The following is a 13,314-nucleotide window of genomic DNA, read 5'->3' on the forward strand; positions in this document are numbered from 1 at the left end:
TTAAATAGTGTTTATATATGACAAATTTTTATTCTAAAATCAAGAAGTTAACGCACGCCGTCTTTATGGCGGGAGCGTTAATGCTGGGATCTGCCCAGGCGCAAACGACTCTCGCAGCAGGTGATATTGCATTCACCGCATATGATTCAACACCCAGTTCGGCTACAGGAGATGTTTTTTCATTTGTCCTGCTGGCTAATATTTCAAGCGGGACAAAAATAAGTTTTACCGATCAGGGATATCAGGGTAATAATACCTGGCAGGCAACGACAAGTGCAGGTTCAGAATCTTCCATTACATGGACCAGCGGTACTGCACTTCCAAGAGGAACTGAAGTCTATATTGTAGGGCTTACGGCCTACACGTATAATCCTTCAACAGGTACTTCTGTGGCTAACGGAACGGTAGCGCTCACCGATGGAACATCCAGCAATGGGCTATCATTATCTACCGTGGGTGATCAGGTTATAGCATTTCAGGGAGGCAACGGAAGCATTACAGGGACGGGAGTCACCTGCATTGCCGGTATCAATTATTATTATACCGCCGCTTCTACATCTGCTGCCTGGAACGTTGGAGCTCCATCCGGTCCTAATGCCTCTTTGATGCCTCCGGGACTTACGGGAGGGACAAGTGCATTCTACACAGGTCCTATAGCAGCTGATACCCCTGATTCAGGAAAATTCAACTGTACCGGAGTACCTACTTCTACGGTAGCAAATGTGAGGACAGCAGTAATGGATAATGCCAACTGGACGCTTAGTAATTCCTCCGGATCACAGTATTCAGGATGTACTTTCATTGGCGGTGCTCCTGTGATCACAGCCAGTCCTGCCAACAGGACGATCTGTGCCGGAGGTACGACTACCTTTACGGTAAGTTCGTCAGGAGCCACTTCTTACCAATGGTATCAGAATTCAGGAAGCGGTTTTATTGCTTTAACCAATACGGCTCCTTATTCAGGAGTAACCACCGGTACGCTGACGATAACCGGAGCAACAGCAGCGATGAACGGCTATCAGTACCGTGCCGTGGCCAGTAATACTTCGGGTTCTGCTACCTCTACTGCTGCAACCCTTACGGTGGTAAGCATCAGTACTACAGGGAGCAAAACAGATGTAGCCTGTAACGGAGGCTCCAATGGAAGTGCTACTGTAGTGCCATCGGGAGGTGTAGCCCCTTATTCTTATTCATGGGCACCTTTTGGCGGTACTGCAGCTACGGCTACAGGGCTGTCTGCCGGAACCTATACCGTAACGGTAACTGATAATTCCGGATGTCAGACCACAAGGACATTTACAATCAATCAGCCTGCAAGTGCAGTGTCCGGAACGACAGTGGTAACGAATGTAGCGTGTAACGGCGCTTCTAACGGATCGATCAACTTAACACCGGCAGGAGGAACGGCACCGTATACCTTTAACTGGGGTGGTGGAATCACGACAGAAGACCGTACCGGCTTAGCAGCAGGAACATATACCGTAACCATCACCGATGCTAACGGATGTACTGCTACAGTAAATGCAACCGTAACCCAGCCTGCAAGTGCAGTGTCCGGAACAACGGTTGTAACAAACGTAGCATGTAACGGCGCTTCCAACGGATCGATCAACTTAACACCGGCAGGAGGAACCGCACCGTATACCTTCAACTGGGGTGGTGGAATCACGACCGAAGACCGTACCGGTTTAGCCGCAGGAACGTATACCGTAACCATCACTGATGCCAACGGATGTACCGCGACAGTAAATGCAACGGTAACCCAGCCTGCAAGTGCAGTGTCCGGAACAACGGTTGTAACAAACGTAGCATGTAACGGCGCTTCCAACGGATCGATTAACTTAACACCGGCAGGAGGAACAGCACCGTATACCTTTAACTGGGGCGGAGGTGTAACCACTGAAGACCGTACTGGCTTAGCCGCAGGAACCTATACCGTAACCATCACCGATGCTAACGGATGTACTGCTACAGTAAATGCAACCGTAACCCAGCCTGCAAGTGCAGTGTCCGGAACGACAGTGGTAACAAACGTAGCATGTAACGGCGCTTCCAACGGATCGATCAACTTAACACCGGCAGGAGGAACAGCACCGTATACCTTCAACTGGGGTGGTGGAATCACGACAGAAGACCGTACCGGCTTAGCAGCAGGAACCTATACCGTAACCATCACCGATGCTAACGGATGTACTGCTACAGTAAACGCAACCGTAACCCAGCCTGCAAGTGCAGTGTCCGGAACGACAGTTGTAACTAACGTAGCGTGTAACGGCGCTTCCAACGGATCGATCAACTTAACACCGGCAGGAGGAACAGCACCGTATACCTTTAACTGGGGTGGTGGAATCACGACAGAAGACCGCACCGGTTTAGCAGCAGGAACCTATACCGTAACCATCACTGATGCTAACGGATGTACTGCTACAGTAAACGCAACCGTAACCCAGCCTGCAAGTGCAGTGTCCGGGACAACAGTGGTAACGAACGTAGCGTGTAACGGCGCTTCTAATGGATCGATCAACTTAACACCGGCAGGAGGAACAGCACCGTATACCTTCAACTGGGGTGGTGGAATCACGACAGAAGACCGTACCGGTTTAGCCGCAGGAACGTATACCGTAATTATCACTGATGCTAACGGATGTACTGCAACGGTTAATGCAACGGTTACACAACCTACTGCATTAAGCGGAACCGTTACCCAAACCAATGTACTTTGTAACGGAGGATCAACCGGAACTGCTACTGTAACGGTAACAGGAGGAACAGCACCATACACTTATTCATGGTCTCCATCCGGAGGAACAGCAGCAACCGCTACTGGCCTGTCTGCCGGAACATACACTGTGACGGTAACTGATGCTAACGGATGTACACTGACAAGGACTGTTACGATTACTCAATCGAGTGCAGTGTCCGGAACAACAGTGGTAACGAACGTAGCATGTAACGGCGCTTCCAACGGATCTATTAACTTAACACCGGCAGGAGGAACAGCACCGTATACTTTCAACTGGGGCGGAGGTGTCACTACCGAAGACCGCACCGGCTTAGCCGCAGGAACCTATACCGTAATCATCACTGATGCTAACGGATGTACTGCTACAGTAAATGCAACCGTAACCCAGCCTGCAAGTGCAGTGTCCGGAACAACAGTGGTAACGAACGTAGCATGTAACGGCGCTTCCAACGGAGCGATTAACTTAACACCGGCAGGAGGAACGGCACCGTATACCTTTAACTGGGGTGGTGGAATCACGACAGAAGACCGTACCGGCTTAGCCGCAGGAACCTATACCGTAACCATCACCGATGCTAACGGATGTACTGCTACAGTAAACGCAACCGTAACCCAGCCTGCAAGTGCAGTGTCCGGAACAACAGTGGTAACGAACGTAGCATGTAACGGCGCTTCCAACGGATCTATTAACTTAACACCGGCAGGAGGAACAGCACCGTATACCTTTAACTGGGGCGGAGGTGTAACCACCGAAGACCGTACCGGCTTAGCAGCAGGAACCTATACCGTAACCATCACTGATGCTAACGGATGTACTGCTACAGTAAATGCAACGGTTACACAACCTACTGCATTAAGCGGAACCGTTACCCAAACCAATGTACTTTGTAACGGAGGATCAACCGGAACAGCTACTGTGACTGTAACAGGAGGAACAGCACCATACACTTATTCATGGTCTCCATCCGGAGGAACAGCAGCAACCGCTACTGGCCTGTCTGCCGGAACATACACTGTGACGGTAACTGATGCTAACGGATGTACACTGACAAGGACTGTTACGATTACTCAATCGAGTGCAGTATCCGGAACGACAGTGGTAACGAACGTAGCATGTAACGGCGCTTCTAATGGATCGATTAACTTAACACCGGCAGGAGGAACAGCACCGTATACATTCAACTGGGGTGGTGGAATCACGACAGAAGACCGTACCGGTTTAGCAGCAGGAACGTATACCGTAATCATTACTGATGCCAACGGATGTACTGCTACAGTAAATGCAACCGTAACCCAGCCTGCAAGTGCAGTATCCGGAACGACAGTGGTAACGAACGTAGCGTGTAACGGCGCTTCCAACGGATCTATTAACTTAACACCGGCAGGAGGAACGGCACCGTATACATTCAACTGGGGTGGTGGAATCACGACAGAAGACCGCACCGGTTTAGCAGCAGGAACGTATACCGTAATCATTACTGATGCCAACGGATGTACTGCTACAGTAAATGCAACCGTAACCCAGCCTGCAAGTGCAGTATCAGGGACAACAGTGGTAACGAACGTAGCGTGTAACGGCGCTTCCAACGGATCTATTAACTTAACACCGGCGGGAGGAACGGCACCGTATACATTCAACTGGGGTGGTGGAATCACGACAGAAGACCGCACCGGTTTAGCCGCAGGAACCTATACCGTAACCATCACCGATGCTAACGGATGTACTGCTACAGTAAACGCAACCGTAACCCAGCCTGCAAGTGCAGTGTCCGGAACGACAGTGGTAACGAACGTAGCATGTAACGGCGCTTCCAACGGATCTATTAACTTAACACCGGCAGGAGGAACAGCACCGTATACCTTTAACTGGGGCGGAGGTGTAACCACCGAAGACCGTACCGGCTTAGCAGCAGGAACCTATACCGTAACCATCACTGATGCTAACGGATGTACTGCAACGGTTAATGCAACGGTTACACAACCTACTGCATTAAGCGGAACCGTTACCCAAACCAATGTACTTTGTAACGGAGGATCAACCGGAACTGCTACTGTAACGGTAACAGGAGGAACAGCACCATACACTTATTCATGGTCTCCATCCGGAGGAACAGCAGCAACCGCTACTGGCCTGTCTGCCGGAACATACACTGTGACGGTAACTGATGCTAACGGATGTACACTGACAAGGACTGTTACGATTACTCAATCGAGTGCAGTGTCCGGAACAACAGTGGTAACGAACGTAGCATGTAACGGCGCTTCCAACGGATCTATTAACTTAACACCGGCAGGAGGAACAGCACCGTATACTTTCAACTGGGGCGGAGGTGTCACTACCGAAGACCGCACCGGCTTAGCCGCAGGAACCTATACCGTAATCATCACTGATGCTAACGGATGTACTGCTACAGTAAATGCAACCGTAACCCAGCCTGCAAGTGCAGTGTCCGGAACAACAGTGGTAACGAACGTAGCATGTAACGGCGCTTCCAACGGAGCGATTAACTTAACACCGGCAGGAGGAACGGCACCGTATACCTTTAACTGGGGTGGTGGAATCACGACAGAAGACCGTACCGGCTTAGCCGCAGGAACCTATACCGTAACCATCACTGATGCTAACGGATGTACTGCTACAGTAAACGCAACCGTAACCCAGCCTGCAAGTGCAGTATCCGGAACGACAGTGGTAACGGATGTAGCATGTAACGGCGCTTCCAACGGATCGATCAACTTAACACCGGCAGGAGGAACAGCACCGTATACCTTTAACTGGGGCGGAGGTGTAACTACCGAAGACCGCATCGGTTTAGCCGCAGGAACGTATACTGTTGTTATTACCGATGCTAACGGATGTACTGCTACAGTAAATGCAACGGTTACACAACCTACTGCATTAAGCGGAACCGTTACCCAAACGAATATAGCTTGTAACGGAGGATCTACCGGAAGTGCAACTATAACAGTGACGGGAGGAACAGCACCATACACTTATTCATGGTCTCCATCCGGAGGAACCACTGCCACAGCATCAGGCTTAGCTGCCGGAATATACACTGTGGTTGTGACTGATTCTAAAGGATGTACATTAACAAGGACTGTAACCATTACCCAGTCGGGTCCGGTAGCTGCACCTACAGGAGCAGCAACCCAGAATTTCACGTCGGGAAGCACTTTAAGCGCTTTAGTGGTTACAGGGCAGAATATCAAATGGTATGCTTCGGCATCTGATGCCGCTAACCATACCGGTAGTTTGCCGATCACGACAGTATTGGTGAATAATACGACTTATTATGCTACTCAGACCGTAGGAAGCTGTGAATCATCAGCCTCTCTGGCAGTATTGGCAATTAACAATACTTTAGGAGTAGACAATGCACCGTCTAAATCTAAACTTCAGATCTATCCTAATCCGGTAAGGGACATCCTTAACATCAGCGGCCAGGAAACCATCAGTAAGGTAATTATTACCGCTGCTGACGGCCGAAGAGTAACGGAAGTAAAACTGCAGGCCAATGAGCGAAGCGTTGACGTTCGCGAATTGCCTCAGGGAATGTATCTGATCCAGATATTTACAGGTAACGGAATTGTTCATACCTTTAAATTCATCAAGAAGTAAAACATGGTTTTCATGTATGCTTAAATAATGGTAATGCTTCATTACCTGAGGGCTGTCTGAAAAGACAGCCCTTTTTTTATCCGAAAACTGAACATTCATATATTGATAAAATAGCTATATTCGTATAGAGTTTTAAAACCTGTTCAGATGAGATATTATAAATTGATCATTATTTTCGGATTATTGTTTTTTCAGCTGGGAAAAGCCCAGGAAAAAGCCGATGTTATTGTAAATAAGGCCATGAAAGAAGCTCAGGCAAATAAGAAAAATGTCCTGCTGATATTTCATGCTTCATGGTGCCAGTGGTGCAGGCTGATGGAAAAGAATATGGAACGGCCTGAAACCAAACCTGTTTTTGACCAAAGATTTGTTACTGCTTATGTGGATGTCCAGGAAGTTGGTGAAAAGAAACGGCTGGAGAATCCGGGAGGCGAGGAACTGATGAAGCGGTATAAAGGAGAAAAAGCAGGATTACCGTTCTGGCTCATCCTTACTCCAAAAGGCGAGGTAATTACAGATTCCTTCAATGCAAAAGGGGAAAACCTGGGCTCGCCGGCTACAAAAGAAGAAGTGGATGTATTTATAGCCAAACTGGATCAAGCATCTCCTTTAAGTGCTCAGGACAAAACGAATATTGAAAATATATTTGTGAAGAAGTAAATGAGAAGCTGTCCGGAAGTTCATAAAAAGCCGTTTTCAAATTTGAAAACGGCTTTTTTACTGATTTTGAATCATTTCATACAGATGAATATTCATCCATACCTTACATTATCCGGCCTTACTTTTTGATGATCTTCTCGGTAGAATATGAATTGTCCTTGTAATGCACCTTTACAATATACTGCCCGGAAGGATAGCCGGTTAAATCCACATCGGTACCGGATGAAATCAGCTGACCGGTTACGGTATATACGTCAGCAGATTTAATGTTTGCTCCGTCTCTGAAATACACTTTCCCGGAAGTGGGGTTAGGATAGGTATTGAGGCCTTTTTTTACCGGAATTTCCGATGTACTCAATGACTGGCTGGTGATGGAAAAATTATCGATGTAAATACTGTAGTCGGCTTCAAAGTTATAGACATGACCGTCTGATGCAAAAAAAGCAAATTTCACATCATTGCTTGTTATCCCCGTAACAGTAGTGGTATATGAGGATGTCGAATGTGGCATGGATACGTTAGGCGAATCCCAGTTGGCTAATTCGGTCCATGTAGTTCCTCCGTCTGTTGAAATCATGAATTTAAACTGATCATCACAGGTAACTTGTGGTGCAGGTCCGGCAGGATCGGAGGAATAGGGCCCGTTTGTCGTTCCATAATTGAAGGATACCGTATAGCTGCCTCCGCCACTGAGGTCAAAACTATTGGTAATGGCCCAATAAGAAGCCTCTGTGGTATACAGGCTGACACTGATGGAAGGATTGTTGGTGGCAGTATCGGAGAGAAAAGGTTTATGTTGCCAGTCGTACGTAGTGATATTTTCCGGACCGCTTCCGATATTGGTATTGTAAGAATTCCCGAATACCCAGTCTGCAGGAGGGAAATTATTAAAATCCTGAGTGTAGGGAGGGACAGTTGATTGGGCATTAAAACTTGCGGCCGCCAAAATGGCTGCTGCGAAAATGTACAATTTTTTCATTTCAATTTTTTCCCAATATTAGTAAGCCATAATGGAAAAAAGAAGCATAATACTGTAGGTTTTAGCGAAAATTCAAGAATATAACAGGATAAAATTGATATTTAATTTATTGATTTTTAATGCTTTGGGAATTAAATAGATCTTTTTTTAATTTTTGGTACTGGTGCCTGTATCCAAGAGCTTTTCTTATGAGGTACAGGATGAAAAGTCCTCCTAAAATACCTATCAGGGCCAGCATGAGAATTTCCTTGGTGGCCATTTTCTTAATCGAAGCCTCGCTGATTTTTTTATTTTCCGAAATCAGGTAATTCAGCAGATCATCCTGTTTTCTGTTTTCCGGATCTGCTTCGGCAAAGTACATTTTTTCATACCGGTCGCTTTCTTCGTACCTGCCCAGATGATAGTAATTTTCTGCAAGTTGCTTCAGCACTTCTGTCCTGGTGAAGTTGGTATTTCTCCTCTGCTCCTCATTCAGCAGGTCCAGTAAAAGGGCATTGGAAATACCGTACTGCTCTTTTTTAGCATCAATTTTGGCATGTCCGAACTTCACAAATAATTTCTGGCGTTCCGCAAAAAATTTGGGATAGCTGTTTGCGTCGGCTGCTCCGTTGTAATCAGGCTGTGCAAGTTCAAGGGTTTGTGCAGCATTCGTTGTCTGGCCCAGCTCAATTTCACAGAAACCCTTGTTAAGGTATGCCATTTTCAGATTGACAGCCGACATCTTTGATGGGTTTTTCCGGTAGATATCAATTGAGCGGCTAAAATACCGTATGGCCATTTCGCAATCCAAGGTATGGGCGTAGTTCATGCCTTTTAAATAATATACATTGCCTTTAATGTACATCAGGGCATCCGGAAACCGGTAGGCTGTCATGAGTTTTTCTGCCTCATCCAGGTAATTTTTTGTCTTTTCATTCAGGTTGATGGACTGGTACAGGCTTCCCAGGATGCCATACAGCTTGATCTGGGTCAGGGTATCTTTTTCTTTTTTGGCCAGGACCATGGTCTTGCCGCCATATTCCAGTGTCTTGTCCAGTTCACCGGTTACATTGCTGGAATTGGTGAGGGCAAATAAAACCCGGATTTTCTGTTGGTTATTCAATGCGCTCATATCCAGGCTTCCGGCCAGCTCTTTAGAGCGGTCGGGATTTTCAAGAGATGACTGTTCTATGGCTTTTATAGTGGCATCCGATACCTGTGCATCCAGCTTGATATGCAGCATGATACAGGTCAGCAATACCATGATGGAAAAGAATTTATCTTTTTTCATTTAAAATCCGGATATAATTGATGGGTGAAATTCCTACTACAGTCTTGAAGACCGAAGCAAAAAGGCTATGGGAAGAAAAACCGCATTCTTCGGCCAGGTAGCTGATCTTATAATTCCGGTAGACCGGGTCATTGTTCAGCTTGGTGAGAATGTAATTGATCCTGAGTTCATTGATGTAGGTATTGAAGTTTTTTCCTTTGCAGGTATTGATGGTTTCCGATAAATACTTTGTATTCGTACCCAGTTTTTTTGCCAGTACGTTAAGGCTCATATTAGGCGATAGAAAATCCTCTTCAGATTCAAACCGGGTGAGCTTATCAAGAAGAAGGCTTTCCGTTTTTTCCGGGATGATGTTCAACGGTGTTTTTTTATCCGATAAGGATTTTATCCTGGACTTCAGCAGTTCAAACCTTTTGATTCTGTTTTTCACATTATACAGATAGATCAGCAAAGAAACGATGACTGTACTGATGATCAACAGGCAAATGCCCAGCACAAGACCCGTACGTTTATTGCGGGATTCGAAAGCCAGCCGGTTGTTGTCCTCCGTAAAGCTGTACCACCGGGAGCGGAACTTTTGATTTTCGGCTGCTATATTTCTGATAATGCCGTCCCGTATGTTTTTGTTCCGGATATAATCCTGGGCTGAATTTCCGTAAAAGCTCAGCAGGGTCGCTATATCCAGGTAGTCTTTTTTCAAGCGCAGGTTCTGGCTTTTCCCGATGTCTGCAGCATCAAGTCCGGCCATTGCTTTTTTTGCCGCATCCGTGTTTTTTTCTGCGATCTGCAGTCTTGCGGATAATAATATCGCTTCCGCTTCACGGGGATATCGTTTGGCTATTGCTGATATTTCATCCCTGAACACAGCAAGGTTTTCCAGAGGCACGGTATCGAAAACGGCAGACCAGAATATTTTAAGGCTGTTCATGTTCTGATCCGTAGTCCTTGAGATCAGTCTCCTGATGGAAGGTATGGATTGCCGGTACTGTTTCCGTTTCAGCCGGGAAGTTATGGCATCCATATCCCGTACAATTCCGGACGGGTCGTAGGGTTGCAGGATTTCCGTGTTCAGTCCCGCAGAATATAAAGCTGTGGCATAAGCAATGAGATAGTCTTCAGGATAAGTGTTGTTTTCACCCGGACCGGTATCAGTAAGCTCAGAAGTATGGTTCTGCAGGTAACGGGCCATGATAATGATGTAGGCTGCCTCTTTCCCGGATGGCTCGTCAGGAAAATTTTTCTGGATATAATATCCTATCATCTCTGATTTTTCAGGATGCAGGGTAAAGTAATCCTGGGCCTGGGCCATCAGAATTGAACGGTCATATTGAGCCTGTCCGTAAGCAAATATGCCCATCATGAGCCACAGCCCCGATAGCCATAGCCTCATCGTCCGATATTTTTGTTTCTTGTTTTCAGTACGTAGCATGCCCCTGTAATCCACTCATTGATCATGAAAGATTTTAAGGTTTAAAATTAAATAATAATTCCATACTGTATTCAATAATTTGAGAATTATATTTTTCCGGCTGCGGATGGGCTATAGGTAAACAGCAGCTCCGGGCCGAAGGCCCGGAGCTGCTGTTGCTTATGTGCATAAAAATTATTTCTTTTTAAACATGATCTCATCCAGTTTGATGTGATTCATGTAGATCTGCTGGAATTCTATCGGCATATACTCATAGATCTGCTTCCAGTGACTCGTCTTGGAAAGTTTCCTGAAACTTTCAAAAGATCTGATGAAAAGATTCTCAATCATGATCCTTACCTCTACATTTCCGTTTCTGTACAACCAGTCTATCAATTTGATGTGATGCTTAATGATGTTGATTTTAGCTTCGCGCACAAGGTTTTTTACATAATTCACAGTAGCCTGGATCGTTGCGGCAAAGTTATGTTTAAGCTGTGCAATTTCCTGTCGGATGGTTGGAAAGAAAAATTTTAAATACTCCACAGCTATTGTTTGATTAATGGCTGGAATTTGTGCATTCATTGTTAACTATTTTTCAAAAGTACCGTTACTGTATCTAAAACCGTACCAATTTATAAACAGGCAGCGGCTGCAAAAACGCCGACAATTACCGCAATGTGAGTGGTTAAAATACTGATGTACTGTTTCTTAGATTTGTTTTCCAGGCTGTTCCAGTCGGATATTCTTCTTATTTTCGATTTCATAAGGTGTAATTTTGTAATATAACTGCCGAAAAATGTAACAAACCGTTTATATGCCGTGTTGATAAATCTGCGCGGTATAGCTTTTCTGCAGATCTTTTGACATGCAGCTGAAGATCAGTTTACGGTATTCTTCCGTACAGAATGCCGTGCAGTTATCCAGGGAATAGATAAAAGTGTTTTCAATGGCATTTTTAAGCGCTGCATCTCCCTGGCTGTAAATGGCACTCATTTTATTCAGGCTTGCTCTGATGAGGTTCCGGTCATTCTGACGGATCATTCTTTTGATATGGTCCGTAAAAACACGGATTGCCGTATAAGGGTTATTTTTTTCCTGAAGTTGGTTCTGTATATCAGGGACAATAGTTTGTATCTCCTGAACGGTTTCTGAATAGTTCATATCGATTCATTTTAAATAGTGGTTAAACATAATAAGATAAGCAGTGGAGATAGCAGGAAAATAAAGGAATATTTCTTCATCAGGCCCATTGCTGTCCGCCGGCTTATATCCTGTTAAGCTGTATACAAACTGCATTCCTTTATGGAACTTTAAGCGTAAAGTACTGTTTATCATGCCTGTAATTATTCCGGAAAGTACATTCAATGAAAAATTGGTATCATAATGAGACGGCATTGATCAAAATGAGATGATGCTGGGTAAGTATATCAGATAATTAATATCTTTGCAGTCCATAAAAATCAGACATGTTTTCAAAAATCATCGTTCACAGAGTAGGAAATAAGATTAACGGAGAATCGCTTATGCTTTCCCAGGAGGAGCTGCAGCTGGATGAAGGGATGACAGAGCTGCTGGAAGATTACTTTTTAGGCTCGTTCAAATCCGAAGAAACCTACCAGTTTTACAGCGATTCCTATCTTGTGAACAATCCTATTTACAGTGCTGCATCAGAGATTTTCGATGATAAGGCTAAATTCCTGTGGGAATCTGAAAACATTGCCAAGCATCTTTTTGAAGCTGCGGAGAACCCCAGGGTACAGGGAGGTGAATTGTTCATTGTATATTTTGAAGGTGAGGGAAGCGGTGAAGAAAAAGTGGATAAGATCGGGATCTTCAAGACGGAGAAAAGGGAGTCATTCCTGAAGATTTTCCCGGAAAATGAAACTTTCGGCATGGAAAAAGACCAGGGAATCAGCCTTTCAAAGATAGATAAGGCTGCATTGATCTACAATAACGGGAAAGAAACCGGCTATGTGCTTTCCGTAGTGGATAATAATAAGAACGGTGATATGTATTACTGGTTTGAGGATTTCCTGAAGGTAAAGCAGCGTGACGATGAATATTTCCATACCCAGGAAGCGTTGATGGTTTATAAGGACTACATCACCAAGCAGCTGCCGCAGGAATTTGAGGTCTCCAGGGCAGACCAGGCAGACTTCCTGAATAAGTCCATTAATTTCTTCAAGGAAAAAGAAGAATTTAATATTGATGAGTTCAATAAAGAGGTTTTAGGCGACGAGCATGTTATTGAAAGCTTTGTCAATTTCAAAACCGATTATGAGCAGGATATGCAGATCAATATTGCTGAGGAATTCCCGATTAATGAAACAGCAGTAAAAAAGACCCAGCGCCATTTTAAAAGCATTATTAAGCTGGATAAGAATTTCCATATTTACATTCACGGAGACCGCCAGATGATTGACCAGGGCCAGAATGAGAAAGGAAAATACTATATGCTGTATTTTGATAAGGAAGCTTAAGAGCATTAAATACCGGTTAATACCATACACAAATCCCTGAAGGAAACTTCAGGGATTTTTTTGATACTCACTCCTCACTTATGCCGGATTTTATCAGGATGATGACAAATAATTAATTAATATTTAAAATACAGATTGTTTAAGCTTTG

The 13,314-nt window shown here is 45.0% G+C and carries 9 protein-coding genes; 3 read left to right on the forward strand and 6 right to left on the reverse strand.

The features are described from left to right. Positions 1 to 17: 17 nt before the first annotated feature. Together CGB83_RS17195 and CGB83_RS17200 are read left to right on the forward strand one after the other, a co-directional pair. A complete protein-coding gene (locus CGB83_RS17195) occupies positions 18 to 6,365 on the forward strand; it encodes a T9SS type A sorting domain-containing protein (protein WP_100076925.1) in 6,348 nt (2,115 codons plus the stop codon). A gap of 147 nt (positions 6,366 to 6,512) precedes the next feature. Further along, positions 6,513 to 7,025 carry a thioredoxin family protein gene (locus tag CGB83_RS17200; RefSeq protein ID WP_100076926.1) on the forward strand — a complete coding sequence of 171 codons (513 nt, stop codon included), beginning with the start codon at positions 6,513 to 6,515 and terminating at the stop codon, positions 7,023 to 7,025. Between the two features lie 118 nt (positions 7,026 to 7,143). On the opposite strand, the gene CGB83_RS17205 is transcribed toward CGB83_RS17200, so the two are convergent. The 6 genes from CGB83_RS17205 to CGB83_RS17225 all read right to left on the reverse strand — a co-directional run bounded on the left by CGB83_RS17205 (position 7,144) and on the right by CGB83_RS17225 (position 11,846). Then, positions 7,144 to 8,004, reverse strand: coding sequence for a T9SS type A sorting domain-containing protein (locus tag CGB83_RS17205; RefSeq protein WP_100076927.1), 861 nt, complete (start codon positions 8,002 to 8,004; stop codon positions 7,144 to 7,146). Between the two features lie 106 nt (positions 8,005 to 8,110). Continuing rightward, on the reverse strand, positions 8,111 to 9,274 hold the full coding sequence (locus tag CGB83_RS17210; protein WP_100076928.1) for a hypothetical protein: 1,164 nt from the start codon (positions 9,272 to 9,274) through the stop codon (positions 8,111 to 8,113). After that, a complete protein-coding gene (locus CGB83_RS17215) occupies positions 9,261 to 10,664 on the reverse strand; it encodes a helix-turn-helix domain-containing protein (RefSeq protein WP_157761448.1) in 1,404 nt (467 codons plus the stop codon). The genes CGB83_RS17210 and CGB83_RS17215 overlap by 14 nt, the downstream gene beginning before the upstream one ends. 213 nt (positions 10,665 to 10,877) lie before the next feature. After that, positions 10,878 to 11,267, reverse strand: a complete 390-nt coding sequence (locus CGB83_RS17220) for a DUF7674 family protein (protein WP_100076930.1) — start codon at positions 11,265 to 11,267, stop codon at positions 10,878 to 10,880. Between the two features lie 50 nt (positions 11,268 to 11,317). Next, complete coding sequence (locus CGB83_RS20605) at positions 11,318 to 11,449, reverse strand: hypothetical protein (protein ID WP_257790658.1); 132 nt, start codon at positions 11,447 to 11,449, stop codon at positions 11,318 to 11,320. Positions 11,450 to 11,495: 46 nt separating this feature from the next. Beyond that, the gene (locus tag CGB83_RS17225) at positions 11,496 to 11,846 is read right to left on the reverse strand and encodes a DUF7674 family protein (RefSeq protein ID WP_100076931.1); all 351 of its coding nucleotides are present in this window, start codon (positions 11,844 to 11,846) and stop codon (positions 11,496 to 11,498) included. A gap of 305 nt (positions 11,847 to 12,151) precedes the next feature. Here CGB83_RS17225 and CGB83_RS17235 point away from each other — a divergent pair, with 305 nt between their 5' ends. Further along, entirely contained in the window at positions 12,152 to 13,165 is a 1,014-nt protein-coding gene (locus CGB83_RS17235) for a nucleoid-associated protein (RefSeq protein WP_100076933.1), read from the forward strand. The last annotated feature ends 149 nt before the right edge of the window (positions 13,166 to 13,314 follow it).

Origin of the sequence: Chryseobacterium camelliae, assembly GCF_002770595.1 — a bacterium.
In the GTDB taxonomy this organism is placed as follows: domain Bacteria; phylum Bacteroidota; class Bacteroidia; order Flavobacteriales; family Weeksellaceae; genus Chryseobacterium; species Chryseobacterium camelliae.

Coding starts and splice junctions, on each gene's coding strand:
- CGB83_RS17195 (WP_100076925.1), top strand. CDS start 18: ATGACAAATTTTTATTCTAAAATCAAGAAGTTAACGCACGCCGTCTTT.
- CGB83_RS17200 (WP_100076926.1), top strand. CDS start 6,513: ATGAGATATTATAAATTGATCATTATTTTCGGATTATTGTTTTTTCAG.
- CGB83_RS17205 (WP_100076927.1), bottom strand. CDS start 8,004: ATGAAAAAATTGTACATTTTCGCAGCAGCCATTTTGGCGGCCGCAAGT.
- CGB83_RS17210 (WP_100076928.1), bottom strand. CDS start 9,274: ATGAAAAAAGATAAATTCTTTTCCATCATGGTATTGCTGACCTGTATC.
- CGB83_RS17215 (WP_157761448.1), bottom strand. CDS start 10,664: ATGAGGCTATGGCTATCGGGGCTGTGGCTCATGATGGGCATATTTGCT.
- CGB83_RS17220 (WP_100076930.1), bottom strand. CDS start 11,267: ATGAATGCACAAATTCCAGCCATTAATCAAACAATAGCTGTGGAGTAT.
- CGB83_RS20605 (WP_257790658.1), bottom strand. CDS start 11,449: ATGAAATCGAAAATAAGAAGAATATCCGACTGGAACAGCCTGGAAAAC.
- CGB83_RS17225 (WP_100076931.1), bottom strand. CDS start 11,846: ATGAACTATTCAGAAACCGTTCAGGAGATACAAACTATTGTCCCTGAT.
- CGB83_RS17235 (WP_100076933.1), top strand. CDS start 12,152: ATGTTTTCAAAAATCATCGTTCACAGAGTAGGAAATAAGATTAACGGA.